The sequence below is a fragment of the Mesorhizobium sp. CNPSo 4661 genome (assembly GCF_057784215.1).
In genome coordinates this window covers 1-20,159 of the sequence record NZ_JBWGIO010000016.1, presented here as the reverse complement: position 1 = coordinate 20,159, position 20,159 = coordinate 1, and the positions used below count along the sequence as shown (strand labels likewise).

Below are 20,159 nucleotides of genomic sequence, written 5' to 3'. Positions count from 1 at the left end.
CCGGGACTGTAACGCACGCCATCCCCGAGGAAAATACCCCATGGAAACGGCCGGCTCGGTCCAGATCGATATCGCCGGCAATCTTGCGCCGTTCGAGGCCGCGCTGGCGAAGGCGCGCCAGATGGCGGACCTATTCGATCAGCAGGTTTCCAAAAAGCTCGGCAACACGGGTGCTTCCGAGGCCGGGCTGGCGAAAATTGCCGGCCTGATCGAACAGACCAACGCACTGCTGATGAAGATGACCGGCACGGTCACCACGGCCGATGCGTCGATGAACAAGTTCGCGGTCGACGCGGAGAAAGCGGCCGGTGCCGTCGACGATGTGAAATCGAGCGCATCCGCGGCCGCGCCCGCCGTCGGAAAACTGTCCAGCGAAGCCAGTTCAGCCGCGGCCGCCATCCAGCGCGCCACGCAGGCCAACCAGCAGTTCACGGCTTCAAACCGCAGCCTTGCGGCGGCCTCGAATTTGAAACTCGCCGATGGCACGGCCGCTTCCACGGAAGAGATGCAGGCCTTCGCCGTGGCGCTCGACGATATCCGAGCCAAATATAACCCGCTATTCGCCACCATCCGGCAGTATCTCTCCTATAAGGACGAGGTTCGCGTCGCGACTAGGCTCGGAGCGCTATCGGAAGATGAGGCGAGCGCCGCCATTTCCCGAAGCCGCCAGGAGACGCTTGCCGCGATCGGCGTCATCAAGGGCCATACCGACGCGCTCAATCGCCATGGCGGCGCTGCGGGTCTCAGCACCAACCAAATGATGGCGCTCTCGCATGCAGTGCGAAGCTTCACCGAGCAGATCGCCATGGGAGCTTCGCCGCTCCAGGCCTTCACCGCCCAAATGAACCACCTCAGCTTTGTCGCATCCGGCCCGGGCGGCATCGGTGGCGCGCTCAGCGGCATCGGCAACATGGCGCTCGGTCTCGTCACGCGCTTTGCGCGTGTCGGTGCTGCCGTGGCCGGCGTTGCCATCGGCTTCGAATACCTTCGCGACCAGGCAGCGCAGACCGAGAGGCGCACGGTTGGTTTCGGCGAGACCGCGGTCGCGATCTTCCAGACCATCCGCGACGATATCCGAAACTCGGCTCTTGGCACCGTGTTCGGCATGATCGCCGACGGCGCGATCTATGCCTTCAAGAAACTCGGCTCGGCCGCGGTCGACATCGCCGAGCTGGTGATCAACTCCTTCCATGCCGCCTTCGTCGACATCAAGCTGATCTGGGACGCGCTGCCGGCATCTTTCGCCATCACCTTCACCGCCGCGGCGAACTTCGGCATCGACACGCTGAACTCGCTGGTCAAGAAGTCGTCGGACGCCGTCGACGAGATCATCACGATCTTCAACAAGCTCGGCGCCAACATCCCGCTCTTGAACGCCAGCGCGGAAACGATCCCGCCCATCGACGACAAGGCGTATGTAGCCAGCCTCGACAAGCTGGTCTCGGACCGCAACGCCAGGATCAAGGAGATCATGTCCTCGACGCCGATCCGGGATTTCGGCCAGCAGGTGATCGACCGGATCGAGACCAACCATGCGCTGGAAGGGCTCAACGCGCTTGCCAATGTCGATTTCGGCAAGTCGATCGGCGGGGCCACGGGTCTAGGCAACGCCGTCGGCGGCATCGGCTCCAATGCCAGCGGCGTTACCGTCACCATCGGCGGCATGGCGCAACAGGTGATCAATGTCACCAAGGCCTTCGAAGACGCCAAGCGCGCGCAGCTCGGTCAACTGGTCTCAGCGCAGCAGAACCTGATCCAGATGAAGCAGGAGGTCGCCGATCTCCAGCAAACCCTTGCTGCGGCTGGCCAAAAGTCGGTTTCCGACGTTTTCGGATCGTTCTTCAGCAACACGGCCGGCGCGCGCCAGGCCATCGCCGACGCAGCATCGAACATCGACAACCTGTTCAAGAAGTGGGACGCAGGTCGCGAGACGACGAAGGCGCTAAACACGGACATCGAGGCGATCCGCCAGACGCTTCTCGCCATGGGCGGCGACCCGAAGGCGATCAACGCCTTCATCGACTCAGTGGTTAACGGCCAGTTGCAGGTCCGCCAGTTGAACTCCAACGTCAAGGACCTCTCGACCAGCATTCGGACAATACCCAACCGCACCGTCACCATCACGGTCAAGACCCAGCAGGTCGGCTCGGGCACGCAATCGCTATACGATCTGGGCGGCGGAAGCACCGTTGGCGTCACGCGCTATGGCGCTGGCGATCAGTCTGGCCCGTCCATGACCGCCTATGAGGTCGCGGCGAGCGGCTACGGCAGCATGGGTGGATCTGGGTCGCCTGGCACTTCGACCGTCAATGTCACGCGCTTTTCGAGCGCGGTTCTTGCGGCGGGCGCAGCAATTCGCGCCGATGCCCGGCAGACAGCTGGTGCCTTTAGCGCTGTCGGCACGGCGGCGGGCGATGCCGCGAGCCAGGGCATGGGCGTCATCAAGTCTCTCTCGGACAGCGCCCAATCGTCGATCCAGCAGGTCTATGGCGTCGCCGCCTCCATTGATAGTCTGCACGACAAGACGGTCACGATTCACGTCAGGACGGTGCAGGACCACGCCGTAGGCCTCAGCGCGTCGGTCGAGCAGTCCAGCCAGTTGCAGGATGCGATGGCTGCGGTAAGCAACGTGTTTCAATCGTCGCCGCTGTTCAACAGCGACTACCAGGTGCCGCAGAGTGTGATCGATGCCACTCGGAGCGCCGCATCAGGCGCCACCGACTATGCGGGCCGGATCGCGGCGAGCGGTCGCCAGTCCACGAACATCATCGACCTGACCAACGATTCCGAAACCGCGATCGCCGGATCGTTTGCCACAGGCGGCATGATCCATCCCGGCGACACCCAGCAGGTCTCGTTCTTTAAGAGCCCTGACGAAACGGTCGGCATCTTCACGCCGGGCCAGATGCAGGCGCTTGCCGATCCGCAGTCGGGCTTCACCGGCACTCAGCCCACGGCGAACGACAATCGCGCCTGGACTGTGCTGATGAATGTCGAGGCGAACACGCGCAAGTCCGCGCAGATCCTAGATGAGATCAAGACCAGCATGGCCGCCAGTTCATCGGCGCTCAGCAGTGGGTACTCCTCCTCCTCTTCTGGCGGGTCATCGACAACCGGCGTCGACAAATCGGCATGGGACACCGCCTTCAATGCCGCCTTCAAGACGGCGCAGGCGAACTATCAGGCTGCGCGGTCCGTTGGTGGTGGCGATGGCATCGTGCCTTTCGCGCAAGGCCTGGTGGCGACACCATTCCAGATCGCCTTGAACGCCGCCAAGCTGGCGACGGGACAGGGCGGAGTGCAATCAGTTGGGTTCGCCGGCGCCACCTCCTATGAGCGTGACATGGCGAGGCAGAATGCCCAGACCTATGGCTTCGCCGGCGGCGGCATGATCGCGCCCGGCGACACGCAGCAGGTCAAGTTCTTCAAATCGCCCGAAGAAACGGTGGCGATCTTCACGCCGCAGCAGATGCAGGCGCTGCAGGGCGCCAACCAGAACGGCCAAGGGGGCGCGGCGGCGGATCAGCGGCCGATCGTCTTCAACATGCCGATCAGCGTAACGGGCGGCGGCCAGGTCTCCAACGACAGCATCGCCGAAATGAAACGCCAGTTCGCCCTTCAGCTTCGCGAAGGCTTGAGGTCCATCAATGGTCGATAACCTCATCATGCCGGAGAAGGTCTCCGTCGGCTTCAAGGGCGGCCCGACCTTCTCGACCGACAAGGTCAGGTCGGTTGCCCAGCAGACGCGCCGTTTCCAAAATCAGGAGATCGCGGTCCACAAATACTCGTGGAATCTTCAAAATGCGGACAATGAGCCGACGGTCGCGCTAATCGACTGGCTGAGGGGGCTGTTCTTCGATCGCCGCGGCGACCTCAAGACCTTCCTGATGAAGGATTGGGCCGACTATAAGCTTGTGGCGGAAACGATCTTCGTCGGCGATGGTGTCGCCAATAGCTGCCAGATCACAAAGACCTATACCGCAGGCTTCAATCCATACGTGCGCGTGATCAGACACATTAAACCGGGCACGCTGGAGGTGTTCCGGGATGGCGTTCCCCAGACCACAAGTGGCGACTGGGCGGTCAATTCTACCGGCCTGATCACGTTCCCCGGCATCCTGCCGGTCGGCCAGGTCGTCACCGTCAATGGCGAATTCTATGTGCCCGTCAACTTTGAGGGAGATGCGTTCAACGCTTCGCTGCCCGAGCAGAACGAATACATCGTCAATGTCGATCTTCAGGCGATCGAGGACGTTCCATGAGCAGGGATTGGTCGCCGACGCTTGTCTCCGAGCTTTCGAGATCAGGAGTTGCGCGTTGCTTCCTGCTTGAACTGGTGAGCCCGATCAAGGGGACAGTTCGCATGACGGATGCCGATGTCGCCAAGACCGTATCGGGCAACATCTTCGTCAAGTCGCCAGGCTTTACCGTCACCAAATGGACCGTGGCCAATGGCGGACGCCCCGCTGGCATCGATTTGACGCTGCCCTTCGATGATATAGGGCCGCTGCTTGCCGACGACATCAAGCGCGGTGCCTGGCGCGGTGCGACGATCACATGCTGGGTTGCGCGGTCCGCCGATCCAGCGGACCGTGAAATCATCGTCGGCGGTTTCATCGGCCAGACGCAGTTCACCGACCGCCTCACCGGCTCGATCGAGATCACGACCAAGGCCGACGCTCTCGCGGATATCTTCCTCTTTACCATCCAGCCGATGTGCTCATTCAAGTTCGGCGGTCCGGAATGCGGAGTGACGCCACGAACGGTCAGCGCAATTGTCGCAACGGTCACCGATACCGGGAAATTCACCATCACGGTCACCAATCCCGACAGCCTCGATTTCACCCACGGCACGATCGCCTTCACGTCGGGCGCGAATGCTGGATACGACGACTGGGCTCGTAACTGGACTTCCGGCACCTCCTTGGTCGAACTCGTGAACGGAACGCCCTATGACATCCAAGTCGGAGACACCTTGACCATCGCTGAGGGTTGCGACTTGACGCGCTCGGGCGCTCATGGGTGCAAGTATCATAACAACCTCAATCGGTTCCCTGGCCAGGATTACACCCCGGCCGAAGTGCAGAGCGCCGCCTGATGGTATGGTTCGCAACGCCGGGGCTTGGCAGCGGAGCAACGCTGCATCTTGGGCCGACCAACCAGGATGCGACGAAGCAGCCTGATCCGGTATCGGCAACCTCGCCATATTCCTTCACATCGGTGCTCGGGCGCCAGATCCCCATCGTCATCGGCACGGGAAAGGTCGACGGCAATCCGGTCATCGGTGGCTCGTTAACGACGCGCGTCATAACTGGGTATACGCAATATCCTCACACGGCGGCGGGTGCTCTTGCCGCAGGCGGCTCGGGCTTCGATACCGCGCTCGACAGTTTCCCGCCGGGCAGCAAATTCACCACGGGCGATGCTTTCAGTCCAACCGTCGATGTCCCGGTATATGGCACGTCGCAAGGCGCGCAGCTCGGCTATCTGCTTGCTTATGATCCGTTCAATCTGGGCTATATCCTGGTCCGCCTCGAGGTCAACGACGAGGTAGTCTATGACGCTGAAAACGGCATAGGAGCAACCACCGCCTTCCGCTTCTATGGCGGGCAGCACACCGCGATCGATCCAATCGCCAAGGCCGCTATCGGCGCGAATGCGGGCGCCTGGCAGAACTTCGCCATGGTCTATCTCGACGGCTTCGCGGCCACAAGCCCACCGACCGTCAAGGCCGTCATCTCGAATGCGTCGACCGTGGCAGGCGGCACGGCGCCGATCGTCTGGACCGGCACGGTGCCCGTCACCTTCGCCGACATCAGCGGCTGGTATGAGGCCTATGATCCGACCGACAACGTCATCTATCATCTGCTGACCTCGCAGGACATTCCGGGACTCACCTCGGTCAATCTGGCGGTGCTCGATACCCAGACCCTGACCGAGCGCTACCGCGTGCCGCTGGCGAATTCGGACATCTATGCTGTTCCGGACCCATCGACGAACGTCCTGCAGCGCCCGCTCATCAGCGCGATCAGGGGCACGGGCCATGTCCTGATCCGCTTCTGCACGGACAGCACGACCGGCTTCAGCCGGATCTACAATGCGACCACCGGCGAGATCGTCGCCGAATATGCCGAGCCCGACACCTCGACCACGCTCTATTGGGTAGCCGGGCAGGCTTTCGGCTCGCAATACATCTTCATCGGCTGGAACAGGTTCTTCTCGGGCGACCAGCACATCCATTTCGCCGTGGCCGACATCTCGGGCGGTTCGCTCACCGTCACCGAGAGCAGCGTCCCTTTCCGCGAGCCTGCCGTCTGGGGCCGGCGCATCAACGGAACGGCTTCGTTCTTCTCGTGCTCGACCACGGTCGGCGAGGTCTATGAACTGATCTATGACGGCTCAAGCTGGTCGTCGAATCTTGTCTATACCGACGCTGGCACCGTGCACGGCCTGCGTTTCGATCCGAAGACGGGATATCTGATCCTTTGCTCTGAAGTTTCGGGCAGCTTCTTTCTGCGCTATGTCAATCCCGACGATGGCTCGATCATCACCAGCTTCTCCACCTCGGGCAAGCAACTGGAATCGAACTCCTTCGGCGGCGTGGGCGGTTTCGAACGCTTCTGGTCGCAGCCTGGCTTTGCGTTGTGGGTGCAGACAAACGGCGCGTCGGAGGTGATCTACCTGCTCGATATCGTCGCGCAGACCCTTTCGATCTGGACCGGTTCCATTCCGCACGGCACGCGCTGGACGGGCGCCATCTTCGACCAGACCCGCAACGTCTATTATGCCTTCTACGGTGATGATCACTGGACGCAATACGCGCTGCCGAGCGCGATTCCGGGATCGATCTCTCTCCAGAGCCTCATCACCAAGACGATGTTCCTCGCCGGTTATTCGTCGGGAGAACTGACCTTCGACGGCTTCACGGGCCTGACCGCCTACGGCTTCGTCATCGACCAGGACACCAATGTCCGCACGGTGCTGCAGTCGATCGCCGACATCTATACCTTTTCCTTCGCCGACACTGGCAGCGGCTTCTATTTCAAGAAGCCGGGCCGCGACGATGATTTCTCTCTGGACGACACGCTCACCACGGCCGACATCGTGTTTGTCGATCAGGATGGTTCGGTCAAGAGCCAGGACGACGCCTCGATCCGCACGGTGTCCAGGGTCGAGCTGCAATACATCTCGAAGAACCAGGGCTATAATTCGCGCCCTGCATCCTTTTCGATGCCGGCGATCAACAATTCGAAGCGAACCGAACGCTACTCGACGCCGCTGGTTCTTACCGACCACAACGCGCAGACCTTTCCTACGGAGAAATTCTTCGACCTCCAGGCCAAGCGCCGCAACCATACGTTTTCGGTAACCGGGAAACCGACCTATCTACCCGGCGACGTGATCGCGGTCCCGTCGGGTGATATCGTCTACACGGTCCAGATCGACAGCATTAGCATGGACCGAAATTTTACGGCCGAAATCGCGGCGCTCGACTTCCAGACCAAAGTCTCGACCACTGTCACCTCTGTCACGGCGCCTGACATCACCCCGGTCAGTCAGGCCACGCAATACATCCATCTCGATATCCCGCTGATCAACTATGCCGACGACCTGAACGGGGTGGCGCTCTGCCAATATGGCATCCTGGCGGGGAGGGGGCAGGCGAACTGGTCCGGCGGCGTCCTTCTCATGGGCGCAACCGCCGATGCTCTGACGCAGGCCTTCACGCAGGCGCCGCATCAAGGCGTTGTGGGCGTGTGCCTCAATGTCCTGGCAAACCCGCTCGATCCGTTCGGAACCGGCGATACCTCGACGGTCACCATCCGGCGCACGGCCGGCAGCACGTCGCTTCTCGTCGATCACACCGAGGCGGAAGTCCTTGCCGGAGCAAACCTTGCCTTCATCGGCAAGGCGGGCCGCTGGGAGGGCATCGGCTACAAGACGGTCGTCGACAACGGCGACGGCACGTTCACGCTCTCCGGGCTAGCTGTGCGTGGCTACAGAGGGTCTGAAGTCAACTGCGCCCTGCACGAGGTCGGCGACATCTTCGTCATGATCGATCCGTCCTGGGTCGGCATCATGGCGCTGCCGCTCGCGGATTTGAACGCGACGGAATATTTCGAGGCGGTCGGCACAGGCCAAAGCCCGGCCGGCGGGGTGATCACGCCACAGGTGATCCGCGGCATTGCCGAAAAGCCCTATGCCTCCCGCAACCTCGATGCCGCAGTGGTGACCGACGGCATCGAGATCACCTGGGACTATCGATCGAGGCTTGCGGCCGGGCTCAACCCGGCGAATTTCGGTGAGGCGTCCCTTGCTTTCGAGATCGATATCCTCGAGCCGGTGACGGACGGCTATTCGGTCGTCCGCACGCTGACCGCGACGACCAATTCGAAGCTCTACACCAACGCCGACATTGCCAGCGACTTCGGCTCGGTGCCGGATGAACTGACCTTCGACGTCTACATGATGAGCGCCACGACCGGCATTGGCCGCGGCTACCGCGCGCGCCGGCATGTCATCTTGGAAGGCGGCTTCGTGCCGTCGTTCGATTCTGATGTCTGGTCTTTCGACAGCACCGACGTTTCATTTGATCAGGAATAGCCATGGCACAGCAAACGATCTCTCTCGGTTCGTCGCCAAACGACGGAACCGGCACGAAGGCGCGCGGCGGCGGCGACATGATCAACGGCATGTTCGGCGAACTCTATGCCTTCTATACCAAGACGCCGATCAATGCGCAGACCGGCACGAGCTACACGCCGGTTCTGGGCGATGCCGGCAAGCTGATCACGCTCGACAATGCCGGCGCGATCGCCGTCACCATCCCGGCCAACGCCAGCGTTGCCTATGATGTTGGCGCGTCGCTCAAGTTTGCCGGCATCGGCGCGGGCGCCGTCACTATCACCGGAGACACGGGCGTATCGATCAATGGATCGAGCGGTGGGTCAGTTGTGCTCGACGGTCAATGGGCAGGCGTCGAACTCACAAAGCTCGGCACCAATTCCTGGCTCGCGGTGGGCAAGCTCGCATGACCTGGTTTGGTGCCTGGGCAGCACAGGGCGGCAGCGCGCCGCCGCCTATCGAAGGCACGGTGATCAACTTCCTGACGGAATCCTACACGGTCAACAGCGTCACAGTCACGGCGGGGGATGTCGTCGCCAATCCGGAACTGATCACCGCCGATGGCCTGATCATCACCGAGGATGTGGTCGATATCATCGGCGATCTGCTCACGCTTCTTCTGACCGCGAATTACACGCTTGTGCTCGCATGGGATCATCTCACATACACCGGCAATATTGTCCCGCTGGCAATCATCGATCCCGATACCAGCGACGATGGCCTGATCATAAAGCGGCAAAGCTCCGGCGAATTCATGAACGTGTCCGATTTCTCGGGAGCGCACTTCCGTGGCGCCGTCGATAGCTCGGCTGCCGTCGGCGACAACGGCCACAAGATCGCAGTGACGCGTACCAACGCCAAGCTGAAATTCTCGGTCGATGGCCGATCAGTCGTCACCTACTCCGGAGATCCCGATACATTTTCGATCGCGCCCACGACTGCGGCATTCGGCGGCACATCTGGCGGCTTTGCCTTCGCCGAAACGCGCATTCAATCGCTCACGGTGCTCGACCCGCAAGACGATAGCCTGCTGCCCGGCTTAAGCACCTAGCGGTAGAGCTGCGCCTCGTTCCTGAACGCCTTGTCGACGGTGAAATTGTCGGCGAATGCGCCGTCGACATCGACGATCTCCAGGCTGATCGGCTTTTCGGCGGCGTTGGGATCCTCCGGATCCTTGGTGTTGTCCTGCTTCTGAACCGGGGTGTTGACGAAGATGCTGACATAGCCGTCCGGCTTGATGGCGATATGGCCGTTGATCTTGGCCTGATTGGCGATGCAATTGACGATCGCCATGTTTAGGAGCCGGCGGTCAGGATCAGGCGTCGGCGTAGTGCCCTTGAAGCAGGACGGATTGCCGGTTTCCTTCGTCGGCGCCAACGACTTGTCGCCGACGAGACCATTCGCGATCTCGTATTTGTAAACGTCATACCGCGATGCCGGAGCAGTCTTGGAGCCGGTCGGGTTCGTTGCGCTCGGGACATTTGGATAGGGCTTCCCGTGATTGATAGTCCAGTAGTTGCTCCAGAAGTTCTGCGCGGTAATCGGGTCGGACATACCCTTGGCACTATTGTAGTTGTTTCCGGGCGGAAGGGGCAGCGCCGTGTTGTCGGTCACCGGGTCATACTTGCTGCAGCCGGTCTTCTGGCCTTTGCGGACATTGCTGGCAGGCCGGTAGTTCCAATCCTTGTTGTTCTTGTTGAGCGATCCACTGTAGAGGTCAAAGCGTGTATTCAGTCCCGTGTTTACCTGCCCGAGTGTGACGCCGGTCTTCGTGGTGAGAGAATCGCGACTGTAGCAGGTGCCAGCGGTGCCTATGGCAATGGCATCGCGCAATGACGTCAGGTTGTTGTTGATCAGGCCGAAATTGCCCGGGCCAGGATTAGAATCCACCTTCAGGATGCGGAACTCCCGGCCATAGGTGGCGCCGGAGGCAAACGCTTGCTGGATTGTCTGACTGGTTCCCGGTGTCGTCGTCTCGAACGGGTTGCACATGAAGAGCGGCACGGTTTCGCAGATCGACTGGACGAAGCCGGCGACCGCCTGGGGCCGGATTGACATGGTGTTGCTGCCGCTGATGAAGGTCGCCGGGAATATGGTTTCGAAAGAGCCGGCGCCGGATGAGTTCAACGTCACTTCGGCGAATGACACGGCTGTCGGATCGGTGCTTGCCCATGTGACGCCATTGGCATCGACGCCGGCCGCGCTCAAGGCCGTGTCATCGCTGGCGGGAATGCCGGTCAGATAAGTCACGGTGAAGTCCGCCGGAACGATCGTGTGGGAGCCAGCGGTGGAAAACAACGTGTCGTTGGCGACCAAGGTAGCGACTGCATGGTTCGCACGCGTAATCGAATCCGCGCGGCCATCCAGTTCAGCCGCTGCCGCGATGGCAATGGCATCGACGCCTTTCTGCAGATCGGCGTGCAGGCCGTTGGCGCGGCTCATGTCGATCGCCAATAGGGCAAAACCGACAAGCACCGGCAACATAATGGTCACCATGATCATCGCGATGCCGCGCTGATCTCTCCAGAAATTCCGCAACACGCGAAGCATCGCGACGCCCCTCTATAGCTCAATATGCCGCAGCTATTTCCCCGTGCCTCAAGCATAGGCGCGCAACCTGTGAGCGGCAAGACCTCCATTAGCGGTTGGTTAAAACCGCTGGAAATCAGCAATTTATTTAAGGAACGAGACCATGGACCTTTCCCTGGGCTGCACCCGCATGCTTATCGATGAATGCAAGGCGCAAGGCCTGCTGCGCAACCAGTGCGCCTATGTGCTGGCGACGGCGTTCTGGGAGACCGCGCACACCATGCGACCCGTCGTCGAGGCCTATTGGCTCTCGGAAACCTGGCGCCAGAACAATCTGCGCTATTACCCCTGGTATGGCCGCGGATTCGTCCAACTGACCTGGCAGGCAAATTACCAGCGCGCGGCGCGCGAGCTCGGCATTGCCTGTGATCGGGACCCGACGCTGGCGCTGGACCCGACCAATGCCGCGAAGATTGCAGTCACCGGCATGCGCGAAGGCTGGTTCACCGGCCGCAAGCTTGCGGACTACATCGATCTGCAGCATTCCGATTTCGTCGATGCTCGCCGGATCATCAATGGCACGGACCGCGCGCAGGAGATCGCCGTGCTGGCCGAGCACTACGACGACGACCTCAAAGCGGAATGGGTCGACTGATGAACCCGCGCAGCGCGGCGCGCAATGCGTTCCGCTCATCCTGGACGATGCGCCGGCGGATCATCATCGCTGTGCTCGTCTGGTGTGGCGTGATGGTCACCTATCTCGCCATCCTTGGCCGGCCGATCCAGCTTTCCGAGACTGCAGTGAATGGTCTTCTGCTGCTCATGGCTTCCGTGATCGGCTCCTATGTCTTCGGCGCTGTCTGGGACGACAAGGGCGGGCTATCCAACATCGGCGGCGGTGGCGGCATGCAAGAGACCTATCAGCGCACCGTCGTCCCACCTGAAATGCCGACCGGTCCGGCGATGCCCGAACCTCCGGAGGATCACCGCTGATGGAAGGCCGAATAGAACTCGCTATGGCCATCTGGGTATCCGTGCGGCCTTTTGCATTGGCTTCTGCCGCCGGCGCGCTGATCGGGCTGCTTTTCTATAGCGTGGTGTGGGCATGAGCGACGAGCCCGAGAAGCGCAATAAGGTCAGCTATGTCGGCGTGCCGGCGGTCTTCAAGCTCGAGTCTCGCCTGCAAGCACCTCAACGACGCCTATGGCGGCTTCGGCTGCTATGTCGTGGGCAGCGCCTTGGAGAGGCCGGACTGGCGCGATGTAGATGTCGTCCTGATCCTCGAGGACAAGGCTTTCCTGCGCGAATTTCCTGGTGTGCAGGACGTCAAGACCGGCAACTTCGAATTCGATACCAAGTGGCTATTGATCACCGTCGCCATATCCGCGTGGCTGAAGGAGCAGACTGGCCTGCCGATCGACTTCAAGATCCAGTCGCAGACCTTCGCAAATGAGCGGCACCCCGGAACGCGACACCCTCACGGTCTCCGCTTCGCGAAAAGGCGTCGGAAATGATCCAGGCTCGTCTCATCATCCTCGGCGTCGTCGTCATCGCCTTCATGGGCCTTGGCCTCGTCGCCTATCACTACAAGGTTTCGGCTCGAGACGCGCTGGTCGCGCGCGATGCTGCCATCCGCGATCGCGATCTCGCCGTGACCACGAACAAGAACAACGAAGCGGCCCGGCTCAAGGCCGAAGCCGACGCGGCCAGGGCCGACAAGCTGGTCTCCGAGCTTCAGGACCAGATCGACACCGCGAACCAATCAACGCTGGATATGGCAACGAAGCTTTCCGATTTGAGGGCGCACAATGCGACGGTCAACGATTTTCTCAACACTCCTATTCCTGCTGATTTGCTCAGCCTGTACGACAAATCCAAAACCGCAGGTCATCACTGAGCTAAGGCCCGTCGAACGGCATATCCCGGCCGCGCTGAAGCGCAAATGCCAGAAGATATGGACGAAGCAGGGTGCTGTTGCCGGCGATCGTCTGCGCGGCGCCAAATCCGCCGGCGACTTGCTCGACCGCGGCGATGTCAATGAGGCTGGGCTGATCAAATGCTCGGCTCGGGTGGACAAGATCATCGAATGGGACAACCGGGCGCCCGCCTCATTGCCCTGACACTCAACCTGAAAGGAGAACTCCAATGCTGACCCGCTTCGACGCCCTCCTCATCCTCCTGATCGTCTATTTCGGCGACAAGCTTGCGGGCTCACGCCTGCCGCAGCCGGCCCTCAACATCGCGATCGTCATCATCCTGATCGTGCTCCTGCTGCTCGGCATCGTGAGATACTGAGCGGCATGCAATTCACATAGCAGTGCATGGGCATGGGGCAGTGAAGAATGGCAGATGACATGGCAAACGGTGACGAGACCGCGCGACACTACCTTGACCCGTTTCAAGCGGCGATGGGCGAGCGCGTCACGAATATGGGCCGCCGCATCAACGACGTCGAAGTCGAGATGCGGGCAGGCTTCCACCAGCTCACCAACTCGCTAAACTCGTCGACGAACGAGACGCGGGCCGCGATTGCGGCGCTATCGACAAACTTGGCTGAGCGGGCAAAACCACAATGGCAGGCGTTGTCGGTCATGCTGGCCTTCGCGGCGATCCTAGGCGGGCTGGCCTATATGCCGATTCGAGAGGCGACGACGGATTTGAAAGCGGCGGTCTCAACCTTGGCAGCGAACACCGTCAGCCGGGAAGAAATGGACTGGCGCACTGACCGCGGCAAGGAAGACCGGGCTCGCACCGATCAGGCCGTTGTCGATCTGCGCGCGACCACCGTCTCCCGCAACGAATGGATGGAACGCAACCACGCAAGAGACCAGGAGCTGCTTGACCTCAACCGTCGCGTCGATGAGCTGCGTCAGGATGTCGGCTCTGTCTATGGAACGCGCGACGTCATCCAGGACATGAAGAAAGAGATTGAAAACCTTCGGCAGCGCCTTGCCAATTGGCGGCAGCAGCAAACTACGCCTCCCTGATCCTCCCGAGCGCCGCCATACGCTTGCCTAGCCCGCGTGTCTCCTTCGGGGGATGCGCGGGCCTTTTCGCGTTTCAGGAGCCGCGCTATATCGGCTCGCATGAGCGAACCAGGCACGATCTACCAGGTCTCCATCGTCGAGAAGCGGCCGGACGGCCGGAACGACATCCGCATCCTTCTCAGGACGAAGGACCGTGACGAGGCGAATTTCCTGGTCGGCTCGCTGGAGCAAGATGGGCAGACCTGCAAGCTTGAAGTCATCCCTCCGGGCAGGGGCGATCTGTGAGTACCATCCAGGAGCGCATCGACCGCGGCGAGCGCATCATGGCGCACTGCAATGAGCCGACATGCTACAGCCCAAGCCGCGAGCTCGATCTCGATGCGCTGAAGGCCAAGCTCGGGCCGGATCATGGCGCCATGCACGATAGCCTGGTCCCGCTGCTCAAATGCTCCGTCTGCGGCTCGAAGAACGTCGGCATCACCATTCATGTGGACCAGCGGCCGACTGGCGATCTGACGAGCCCGCTTAAGCGGTAGCGGGGAGCAGCAACGCGCTCTTGTCGTCGGCGCCGCGCAGGTCGGGCATCGGCACATCAACGACATCGGTGCGCTCAATCGGTCCCGTGGGTCGGTATTGCTCAGGAATGCGAGCCAACTCCTGTTCAGTCATCTCGCGAACGGTCGTCACCCGCTTGATCAGCGTTCCTCGCCGGAAGAATGACGGCAGAGCTTCGAAGTCGACACCGGCCGAGGCTAGCATAGCCAACTGATTGTCTGCATGCTTCTGGTGCAGGGCCTTGGCCGAGAAGTGGCAACGAGCCACCATCTGGATGGCGTTCTTCCTGGCATCCATCTCGCGCCAATAGATGGCCTTGCCGGCATCCTCTTTGCTCAATGCGAAAGCGCGCGAATCGAACTCGGGAAACTGTCGGTCGATGAACTCTTCGAGGCCGGCCCACATCGCTGCCTTGAAGAAAAAGTGCGTGGCCTTCGACGCGGTGCGACTTGCCAGCTTCTGAAACTTGCCGCCATAGACGAGTTCACTCTGCGGCGCATCTTCCCAGAGCACCAGCGATATCTCATCGGACTGGGTATACCCAAGCGCGGCGCCGAACTCCGTCACAAGGCCTTTCGTGGCCTCAATCATCGCCGCCGACATGCGCGGATCAAACGGGCGCTCCATCCCCTTGGTGAACTTGGAAAAGCGGTTGCCGTCGATTCGGATATAGACGGTCTGTCCAGACTGCGCGCGCCGACCGGTCTCGACGCCTTCAAGCGCCTTCAGATAATCGCCAAGCGTGTCGGCCATATCGTTCTCCTACCAGTTAATTCCTAAAACCCCCATCCATCCCAGCACTGCCACACCAGCCCCTACGAGCAAGTAGAGCCAGAGCAGGGCGATGATGTGGCTGGCGCGGCGCTGGATCATGCGGTTCGAATCCCCGGCAATGGTCGCGGCGGGCGCGTCTCCCAAAACGGTTTCTTCAAATCCTTCGATGAAAACCAGATAGCGGTTTCCGTGCCATCGTCATGATAGAAGATCAGGAACCAGCGGTTCTTGTCCATGTGCTCCAGGTGCGCGCCGCGCGATGAGACGATCTCATCAAGCCGGCCGTCCACGAAGTCCACGCGGTCAACGATCTCGCTCATGCATCTTCTCCTTGGATATCAGGACTGGCGGATTGCCTCAGCGATGTCGCGGCGAAGATTGCCCATGAAGCTTGTGAGCGCCCAATCGCGACCTACGCTGCCTATCGCCTCGACCAACTTCGCATCCCGCTCTTTCTGCGCTAGGCGCTCGGATAGGAGGGCTTGGGCGATGTCACGTATCGAATCTTGCCGAACGTCGCCAGCCTCTCGGCAATTGCACAGGAGCGTGTCCAGCGTCTTCTCTGCCGTCTTCATGATGTCGTCGGGTATCTCCGGCACGTCCATGTGTTACTCCTCTGTGGGGGAAGGGGGCTCGGGAAGCGGCCGCCAGTGCGTCGGATTTTCATATGATCGATGCTGGTGCTGGTAGAGGCCGATCCAGTCTTGGCGCTCATGCCCCCACCAATCGGTCACGTCGCCCCAATGACAATCCGCTACGCGCTCATAGGCATCGAGCGTTCCTTTGCGCTTCGCCCAGAGGTCGATGGTCGTTCCGTCAATTGGCGCTGTCTCGATCGGCCGCCAGTCGCTCATCCTATTCTCCTGTCGCTATTGCCGGCGAGGGGGATCATGCTGTCACCGAGAGGAAAGCGGCGAGCGCCCCTTCCAGCCGGAACCATTCACCTTGCTGCCGGTAGTTGGCAAAGTGCGCGTGGAAATAGCGTTCCGTCTGGTCTGATCCGGGGATGACCTTGATCACCTCTGCCGGCCCAGGGCATGCGGTCTGGATGGAATTGAGGCGCTTCCCGACATCCGACGAAAAGCCTATCTTCACGACATCGTTCATGCGCATGAAATAGACGAAGCCGGGGCGCCCGATCGTCAACGAATAGGTCGGCAGGTTCTTGACCATCGCGTTGGCGACAAATGGAATCGGCTTGCCACGGCAGGCTGCGTCATAAGCCTTGTTGAAGGCTTGCCGGCCTACGATGTCTGGGTCCGGCAACCGAATGCGCTGGCCGTGGTTCTCCCGTCTGAAATAGTACACCTTCTTGCCGTGCCTGGTGGTCTCTTGACGGATATATCGCTGCTTACGGATGGCGCGCTCGGGGAGGTCTCCCCGCTGCTTAATCTCGGCAATTCGCTGCTCGGCATAGCTGCTCATCGGTTTTACGGGCCCATTGGTTTCATTGAACATTTTCGGGTCCAATGTAGGCTAGTTTTGCAGCTAAAGCTATTGAAAAGCTTGAATCTTTCCAGCCTTCCAAGCTGAATATGCGGGTTCGATTCCCGCTACCCGCTCCAGATTTCCTGCCCTGCCATGCGCATAAAAAGCGCCGCGCGCCGTAGCGCGCAGCGCATTGCCTTTCTTCCAACCGCTTAGCTGTTGAAGGCCGAAGCGACCTGATGGTTCTGCGGGATCTGGCCGTTCGGCGTCAGCTTGTCGACGATACCGGGCAGCGCCGTGGAGAGCTGCTGCAGCAATTCCTGCTCGTTCATGCCGGTGCGCTGCGCGATCTCGCGGATCACCGCCGGGCCGAGCGCCGAGCCGAGATCGCCTGGGTTGATTGACTGGTTCTGGCCGGTGCCGACCCAGGAGTCGGCGACGTTGCCATGGCCGGCATCCTTCAGCTTGTCGAGCAGTCCGCCGAGACCGCCAAGCAGGCCGCCATCGGCGGACGTGTCGGTTCCGGCAGGCGTCGGCGCCGGCGCTTGCGGCGCGGCCGCCTCTTCGCCTCTGCCGCTCAGCATCTTGCCGACCAGCAGCGCGCCGAGCGCGATCATCAGGGGTTTGGTGATATTGCCGCCCGGAACGGCGTTGTCGAAAAGGCCCATCGTGGATCTCCTTGTCCAGCCAAGTCCGCCCCGCCTCAGAATGGCGCAAACGGAACGAATTTCAAGCTGTCTTGAGCTTTTGACAATCATGTGACCATGATGGCGCGGCGGGGAAACTGGAGGGAATTATGGGCATCATCAGCTGGATTATTCTGGGCCTTATCGCCGGCTTCATCGGCAGCAAGATCGTCAACAAGACCGGCGAGGGCATGATCATGGATATCGTGCTCGGCATTGTCGGAGCCATCGTTGGCGGACTGATCTTCAGCGCCTTCGGCTCGGCGGGTGTCACCGGCCTCAATATCTGGAGCCTTATCGTGGCCGTGATCGGCTCGATCGTCGTGCTCTGGGCCTATCACCAGATCTCCGGCAAGCGCACGCTGTAAGGAACCAATGCGCGGCAGCTGAAAGGCTGCCGCCGATGGACTTGTCTAGGGCCGGCCGCGCGGGCGCGCCGTGGCCGGCTGGTTTGCTTTGGATCGTCAGGCGGGGCAGTTCGGCAATGGCGGTGCAGATCGAAGGGCTTGCCGTTACCTACTATCCAATCCCGAAAAGCGGCACCAGCAGCATCAAATACGCGCTCATGGCGCTCGGCGACAAATATGCCGCGCCTGCCGCGGATCCGGACAACGAGGTCCACAGTCACCTGGCGACGAATTGGGTCGACCCCTTCGCGCCGGTCTATGATGGGATGGGCGGCAAGTTCACCATCGTCCGCGACCCGCTTGAGCGGCTTCTATCCGCCTATTCCAGCAGGATACTGGACGCCAACGTCCTGACCCGGCCCTCGGCAAAGGCTGAAATGCTCGCGAGCTTCGGGCTACCGTCCGATCCGGATCTCGATACTTTTGTCCTGAATGTCGAAAAATACAGCGCATGCTCGTGGGAGATCCAGTTCCATATCGCCTCGCCCCGCTGTTTTGTCGGCTCCAGCCTGTTTCTGTTCGAGCATGTCTTCAGGTTCGAGGAGATGGACAAGGTTGCGGATTTCCTGTCCTCCGTCAGCGGCAAAACAGTCGGCATGCCTCGATTGCAGACGGCCAGACACAAGGTCAGCCCGTCGGATCTGTCACCGGCCGCTCTGGCGAAGGCCATGCGCTTCTGCCGCTACGACTATGGCTTCCTGGTCGATTACTACGATTCGGCAAGATGGGGCGGCATTCCCGATGGCGATCCCGCCGAAACCTCCACGCTGCATGTCAAGGGCGATCCCACGGCGCTGCGCGACGGCCGCCTCGTCTATCCGCGAACGCTGCGCAACTTCGTTGATTTCTTGGTGCAGCGCCCGCTTAAGAGTACGGTAAAGCGCGTTGGGTGATGCGGTAACGGCTAGGCAACCATGGCCAGTCGGCGCTTGCGTTCGTCGAGCGAGACGATCGCCAGGCCGCTGGCCATGACCAAAAGGATGCCGCAGACGGCGAGCGCGTTGGGGAACTGCCCGAACACCAGCAAGCCCGAAATGACAGCCCAGACGGTGAAGCAGTAATAGAAGGGCGCGACCGCGCTTGTCGGGCCTACCCGGTAGGCCATGAAGATGAAGAAATGGCCGAAGATCAGGAACAGGCCCGCTCCGGCGATAAGCAACAGATGACGTCCTTCCGGCATCACCCATTGCTCGGACACGAGATGCGCCGCACCTGAGCCGACCAGCACCACCACGACAGCCGAGATGGCGACGATCATGCCGGGCACCTCGGCGCCCACCTTGCGGCCGGCAAGGTCGCGCACCGCCGCGAAGGCGGCGTTGCCGAGCGCCAGCAGCGCATAGACCGAAATACCTTGCATGGTCGGCTGCGCCACCATCAGCGCTCCGACAAAGCCAAGGCCGATCAGCGCCATGCGCGTGGCGCCGATCCTTTCGCCGAACAGCATTGAGGAGCCGACCAGCACGATGAGCGGCGTGACCTGGCCGAGCGCGGTGGAATCCGCGATCTGCATGTTGGCCAGGGCGACGACATAGCAAAGGATTGCCAGGAGCTCGAACAGGTTGCGGCACAGCACCTTGCGCTCGAAGAGCAGGGGGATCTGCCTCGCATAGCGCAGCATCAGAAGCAGCGGTACGCCCCACAACGTGGCGGCAGCACCCCGCAACAGGAGCACTTCATAAGGCGGCAGCCCGGCGGTCGCGAGCTTCATCATCGTGTCGTTGATGAGGTAGGACCCCGTCGAGACGATCATGAACAGCGGACCGCGGATATTGGATGGAATGAACTGCATTTGGCGAACAAGATCAGAGCGGCGCGGCGGCGGCAATGGGCCAGCCCGGAGCCTTTGATTTTACGCACGGCACCCCTATATCCGCGCCATATCCCCCTGAAATCGACCATTGGTTCGGGTCGGCGGGAATCCGCTCGGCCACAAGGCACTTGTGTTTTTCGGCCGTTGTCGCTAATCGCCCCGCATTCGACTGAACTGAAGGTCAAGGCCGTCCAAGGAAAGAGACTATGGCAAAAGGTAAATTCGAGCGCACCAAGCCGCATGTGAACATTGGCACGATCGGTCACGTCGATCATGGCAAGACGTCGCTGACGGCGGCGATCACGAAGTATTTTGGCGAATACAAGCGCTATGACCAGATCGACGCGGCGCCGGA

General features: G+C 61.0%; 25 protein-coding genes. 17 read left to right on the top strand and 8 right to left on the bottom strand.

Annotated elements, in window-relative coordinates:
* Positions 1 to 40: 40 nt before the first annotated feature.
* Genes AC0YKC_RS23470 through AC0YKC_RS23445 form a run of 6 tightly spaced genes read left to right on the top strand, consistent with a single transcriptional unit; the run spans position 41 to position 9,676 of the window.
* Positions 41 to 3,658 carry a hypothetical protein gene (locus AC0YKC_RS23470; RefSeq protein ID WP_488512765.1) on the top strand — a complete coding sequence of 1,206 codons (3,618 nt, stop codon included), beginning with the start codon at positions 41 to 43 and terminating at the stop codon, positions 3,656 to 3,658.
* Positions 3,648 to 4,262 carry a DUF2460 domain-containing protein gene (locus AC0YKC_RS23465; RefSeq protein WP_488512764.1) on the top strand — a complete coding sequence of 205 codons (615 nt, stop codon included), beginning with the start codon at positions 3,648 to 3,650 and terminating at the stop codon, positions 4,260 to 4,262. The genes AC0YKC_RS23470 and AC0YKC_RS23465 overlap by 11 nt, the downstream gene beginning before the upstream one ends.
* Positions 4,259 to 5,098, top strand: a complete 840-nt coding sequence (locus AC0YKC_RS23460) for a baseplate hub domain-containing protein (RefSeq protein ID WP_488512763.1) — start codon at positions 4,259 to 4,261, stop codon at positions 5,096 to 5,098. Before AC0YKC_RS23465 ends, AC0YKC_RS23460 begins: the two co-directional genes overlap by 4 nt.
* On the top strand, positions 5,098 to 8,604 hold the full coding sequence (locus AC0YKC_RS23455; protein ID WP_488512762.1) for a phage tail protein: 3,507 nt from the start codon (positions 5,098 to 5,100) through the stop codon (positions 8,602 to 8,604). Before AC0YKC_RS23460 ends, AC0YKC_RS23455 begins: the two co-directional genes overlap by 1 nt.
* A 2-nt stretch (positions 8,605 to 8,606) precedes the next feature.
* Positions 8,607 to 9,035, top strand: coding sequence for a hypothetical protein (locus AC0YKC_RS23450; protein ID WP_488512761.1), 429 nt, complete (start codon positions 8,607 to 8,609; stop codon positions 9,033 to 9,035).
* 59 nt (positions 9,036 to 9,094) lie between these two features.
* Positions 9,095 to 9,676, top strand: a complete 582-nt coding sequence (locus AC0YKC_RS23445; RefSeq protein WP_488512760.1) for a hypothetical protein — start codon at positions 9,095 to 9,097, stop codon at positions 9,674 to 9,676.
* On the opposite strand, the gene AC0YKC_RS23440 is transcribed toward AC0YKC_RS23445, so the two are convergent.
* Positions 9,673 to 11,175, bottom strand: coding sequence for a TadE/TadG family type IV pilus assembly protein (locus AC0YKC_RS23440; protein WP_488512759.1), 1,503 nt, complete (start codon positions 11,173 to 11,175; stop codon positions 9,673 to 9,675). The genes AC0YKC_RS23445 and AC0YKC_RS23440 overlap by 4 nt on opposite strands.
* Before the next feature lie 142 nt (positions 11,176 to 11,317).
* On the opposite strand from AC0YKC_RS23440, the gene AC0YKC_RS23435 reads away from it, so the two are divergent.
* From AC0YKC_RS23435 to AC0YKC_RS23400, 8 genes are all read left to right on the top strand, one after another.
* A complete protein-coding gene (locus AC0YKC_RS23435; RefSeq protein ID WP_488512758.1) occupies positions 11,318 to 11,809 on the top strand; it encodes a carboxypeptidase in 492 nt (163 codons plus the stop codon).
* Positions 11,809 to 12,147 carry a hypothetical protein gene (locus AC0YKC_RS23430; RefSeq protein ID WP_488512757.1) on the top strand — a complete coding sequence of 113 codons (339 nt, stop codon included), beginning with the start codon at positions 11,809 to 11,811 and terminating at the stop codon, positions 12,145 to 12,147. The genes AC0YKC_RS23435 and AC0YKC_RS23430 overlap by 1 nt, the downstream gene beginning before the upstream one ends.
* Positions 12,148 to 12,380: 233 nt before the next feature.
* Positions 12,381 to 12,668, top strand: a complete 288-nt coding sequence (locus AC0YKC_RS23425) for a hypothetical protein (RefSeq protein ID WP_488512756.1) — start codon at positions 12,381 to 12,383, stop codon at positions 12,666 to 12,668.
* Entirely contained in the window at positions 12,665 to 13,051 is a 387-nt protein-coding gene (locus AC0YKC_RS23420; protein ID WP_488512755.1) for a hypothetical protein, read from the top strand. The genes AC0YKC_RS23425 and AC0YKC_RS23420 overlap by 4 nt, the downstream gene beginning before the upstream one ends.
* A 248-nt stretch (positions 13,052 to 13,299) precedes the next feature.
* Positions 13,300 to 13,449 carry a hypothetical protein gene (locus tag AC0YKC_RS23415; RefSeq protein WP_488512754.1) on the top strand — a complete coding sequence of 50 codons (150 nt, stop codon included), beginning with the start codon at positions 13,300 to 13,302 and terminating at the stop codon, positions 13,447 to 13,449.
* Positions 13,450 to 13,496: 47 nt separating this feature from the next.
* Positions 13,497 to 14,141, top strand: a complete 645-nt coding sequence (locus AC0YKC_RS23410; RefSeq protein ID WP_488512753.1) for a hypothetical protein — start codon at positions 13,497 to 13,499, stop codon at positions 14,139 to 14,141.
* A 99-nt stretch (positions 14,142 to 14,240) separates the two neighbouring features.
* Positions 14,241 to 14,426: a hypothetical protein gene (locus AC0YKC_RS23405; protein ID WP_488512752.1), complete on the top strand. Its 186-nt coding sequence runs from the start codon at positions 14,241 to 14,243 to the stop codon at positions 14,424 to 14,426.
* A complete protein-coding gene (locus AC0YKC_RS23400; protein WP_488512751.1) occupies positions 14,423 to 14,677 on the top strand; it encodes a hypothetical protein in 255 nt (84 codons plus the stop codon). The genes AC0YKC_RS23405 and AC0YKC_RS23400 overlap by 4 nt, the downstream gene beginning before the upstream one ends.
* On the opposite strand, the gene AC0YKC_RS23395 is transcribed toward AC0YKC_RS23400, so the two are convergent.
* The 6 genes from AC0YKC_RS23395 to AC0YKC_RS23370 all read right to left on the bottom strand — a co-directional run bounded on the left by AC0YKC_RS23395 (position 14,667) and on the right by AC0YKC_RS23370 (position 17,566).
* Positions 14,667 to 15,449, bottom strand: coding sequence for a tRNA(His) guanylyltransferase Thg1 family protein (locus AC0YKC_RS23395; RefSeq protein ID WP_488512750.1), 783 nt, complete (start codon positions 15,447 to 15,449; stop codon positions 14,667 to 14,669). The two genes, AC0YKC_RS23400 and AC0YKC_RS23395, sit on opposite strands and share 11 nt — an antisense overlap.
* 116 nt (positions 15,450 to 15,565) lie before the next feature.
* Positions 15,566 to 15,790: a hypothetical protein gene (locus AC0YKC_RS23390; protein WP_488512749.1), complete on the bottom strand. Its 225-nt coding sequence runs from the start codon at positions 15,788 to 15,790 to the stop codon at positions 15,566 to 15,568.
* Positions 15,791 to 15,808: 18 nt separating this feature from the next.
* A complete protein-coding gene (locus AC0YKC_RS23385) occupies positions 15,809 to 16,075 on the bottom strand; it encodes a hypothetical protein (protein WP_488512748.1) in 267 nt (88 codons plus the stop codon).
* 3 nt (positions 16,076 to 16,078) lie between these two features.
* Positions 16,079 to 16,324 carry a hypothetical protein gene (locus AC0YKC_RS23380; RefSeq protein ID WP_488512747.1) on the bottom strand — a complete coding sequence of 82 codons (246 nt, stop codon included), beginning with the start codon at positions 16,322 to 16,324 and terminating at the stop codon, positions 16,079 to 16,081.
* Positions 16,325 to 16,358: 34 nt separating this feature from the next.
* The gene (locus tag AC0YKC_RS23375) at positions 16,359 to 16,928 is read right to left on the bottom strand and encodes a GIY-YIG nuclease family protein (protein WP_488512746.1); all 570 of its coding nucleotides are present in this window, start codon (positions 16,926 to 16,928) and stop codon (positions 16,359 to 16,361) included.
* Positions 16,929 to 17,110: 182 nt separating this feature from the next.
* Positions 17,111 to 17,566, bottom strand: coding sequence for a YidB family protein (locus AC0YKC_RS23370; protein ID WP_320297989.1), 456 nt, complete (start codon positions 17,564 to 17,566; stop codon positions 17,111 to 17,113).
* Positions 17,567 to 17,694: 128 nt separating this feature from the next.
* Here AC0YKC_RS23370 and AC0YKC_RS23365 point away from each other — a divergent pair, with 128 nt between their 5' ends.
* Positions 17,695 to 17,952 (top strand): GlsB/YeaQ/YmgE family stress response membrane protein, encoded by a 258-nt coding sequence (locus AC0YKC_RS23365; RefSeq protein ID WP_320297988.1) that lies wholly within the window; start codon positions 17,695 to 17,697, stop codon positions 17,950 to 17,952.
* A 35-nt stretch (positions 17,953 to 17,987) separates the two neighbouring features.
* Positions 17,988 to 18,884: a sulfotransferase family 2 domain-containing protein gene (locus tag AC0YKC_RS23360; protein ID WP_488512745.1), complete on the top strand. Its 897-nt coding sequence runs from the start codon at positions 17,988 to 17,990 to the stop codon at positions 18,882 to 18,884.
* Between the two features lie 11 nt (positions 18,885 to 18,895).
* Here the strand turns inward: AC0YKC_RS23360 and AC0YKC_RS23355 are convergent, their stop codons facing one another.
* Complete coding sequence (locus AC0YKC_RS23355) at positions 18,896 to 19,783, bottom strand: DMT family transporter (RefSeq protein ID WP_488512744.1); 888 nt, start codon at positions 19,781 to 19,783, stop codon at positions 18,896 to 18,898.
* A gap of 227 nt (positions 19,784 to 20,010) precedes the next feature.
* On the opposite strand from AC0YKC_RS23355, the gene AC0YKC_RS23350 reads away from it, so the two are divergent.
* Positions 20,011 to 20,159: GTP-binding protein (locus AC0YKC_RS23350; protein ID WP_232375805.1), on the top strand; the 149-nt coding region annotated here is incomplete at its 3' end.

Excerpts from the sequence above, each read along its gene's own strand:
- AC0YKC_RS23360 (WP_488512745.1), top strand. The coding sequence starts at position 17,988 with ATGGACTTGTCTAGGGCCGGCCGCGCGGGCGCGCCGTGGCCGGCTGGT.
- AC0YKC_RS23415 (WP_488512754.1), top strand. The coding sequence starts at position 13,300 with ATGCTGACCCGCTTCGACGCCCTCCTCATCCTCCTGATCGTCTATTTC.
- AC0YKC_RS23470 (WP_488512765.1), top strand. The coding sequence starts at position 41 with ATGGAAACGGCCGGCTCGGTCCAGATCGATATCGCCGGCAATCTTGCG.
- AC0YKC_RS23410 (WP_488512753.1), top strand. The coding sequence starts at position 13,497 with ATGGCAGATGACATGGCAAACGGTGACGAGACCGCGCGACACTACCTT.
- AC0YKC_RS23465 (WP_488512764.1), top strand. The coding sequence starts at position 3,648 with ATGGTCGATAACCTCATCATGCCGGAGAAGGTCTCCGTCGGCTTCAAG.
- AC0YKC_RS23365 (WP_320297988.1), top strand. The coding sequence starts at position 17,695 with ATGGGCATCATCAGCTGGATTATTCTGGGCCTTATCGCCGGCTTCATC.
- AC0YKC_RS23460 (WP_488512763.1), top strand. The coding sequence starts at position 4,259 with ATGAGCAGGGATTGGTCGCCGACGCTTGTCTCCGAGCTTTCGAGATCA.
- AC0YKC_RS23395 (WP_488512750.1), bottom strand. The coding sequence starts at position 15,449 with ATGGCCGACACGCTTGGCGATTATCTGAAGGCGCTTGAAGGCGTCGAG.
- AC0YKC_RS23375 (WP_488512746.1), bottom strand. The coding sequence starts at position 16,928 with ATGTTCAATGAAACCAATGGGCCCGTAAAACCGATGAGCAGCTATGCC.
- AC0YKC_RS23390 (WP_488512749.1), bottom strand. The coding sequence starts at position 15,790 with ATGAGCGAGATCGTTGACCGCGTGGACTTCGTGGACGGCCGGCTTGAT.
- AC0YKC_RS23435 (WP_488512758.1), top strand. The coding sequence starts at position 11,318 with ATGGACCTTTCCCTGGGCTGCACCCGCATGCTTATCGATGAATGCAAG.
- AC0YKC_RS23430 (WP_488512757.1), top strand. The coding sequence starts at position 11,809 with ATGAACCCGCGCAGCGCGGCGCGCAATGCGTTCCGCTCATCCTGGACG.
- AC0YKC_RS23385 (WP_488512748.1), bottom strand. The coding sequence starts at position 16,075 with ATGGACGTGCCGGAGATACCCGACGACATCATGAAGACGGCAGAGAAG.
- AC0YKC_RS23420 (WP_488512755.1), top strand. The coding sequence starts at position 12,665 with ATGATCCAGGCTCGTCTCATCATCCTCGGCGTCGTCGTCATCGCCTTC.
- AC0YKC_RS23380 (WP_488512747.1), bottom strand. The coding sequence starts at position 16,324 with ATGAGCGACTGGCGGCCGATCGAGACAGCGCCAATTGACGGAACGACC.
- AC0YKC_RS23370 (WP_320297989.1), bottom strand. The coding sequence starts at position 17,566 with ATGGGCCTTTTCGACAACGCCGTTCCGGGCGGCAATATCACCAAACCC.
- AC0YKC_RS23450 (WP_488512761.1), top strand. The coding sequence starts at position 8,607 with ATGGCACAGCAAACGATCTCTCTCGGTTCGTCGCCAAACGACGGAACC.
- AC0YKC_RS23455 (WP_488512762.1), top strand. The coding sequence starts at position 5,098 with ATGGTATGGTTCGCAACGCCGGGGCTTGGCAGCGGAGCAACGCTGCAT.
- AC0YKC_RS23405 (WP_488512752.1), top strand. The coding sequence starts at position 14,241 with ATGAGCGAACCAGGCACGATCTACCAGGTCTCCATCGTCGAGAAGCGG.
- AC0YKC_RS23440 (WP_488512759.1), bottom strand. The coding sequence starts at position 11,175 with ATGCTTCGCGTGTTGCGGAATTTCTGGAGAGATCAGCGCGGCATCGCG.
- AC0YKC_RS23355 (WP_488512744.1), bottom strand. The coding sequence starts at position 19,783 with ATGCAGTTCATTCCATCCAATATCCGCGGTCCGCTGTTCATGATCGTC.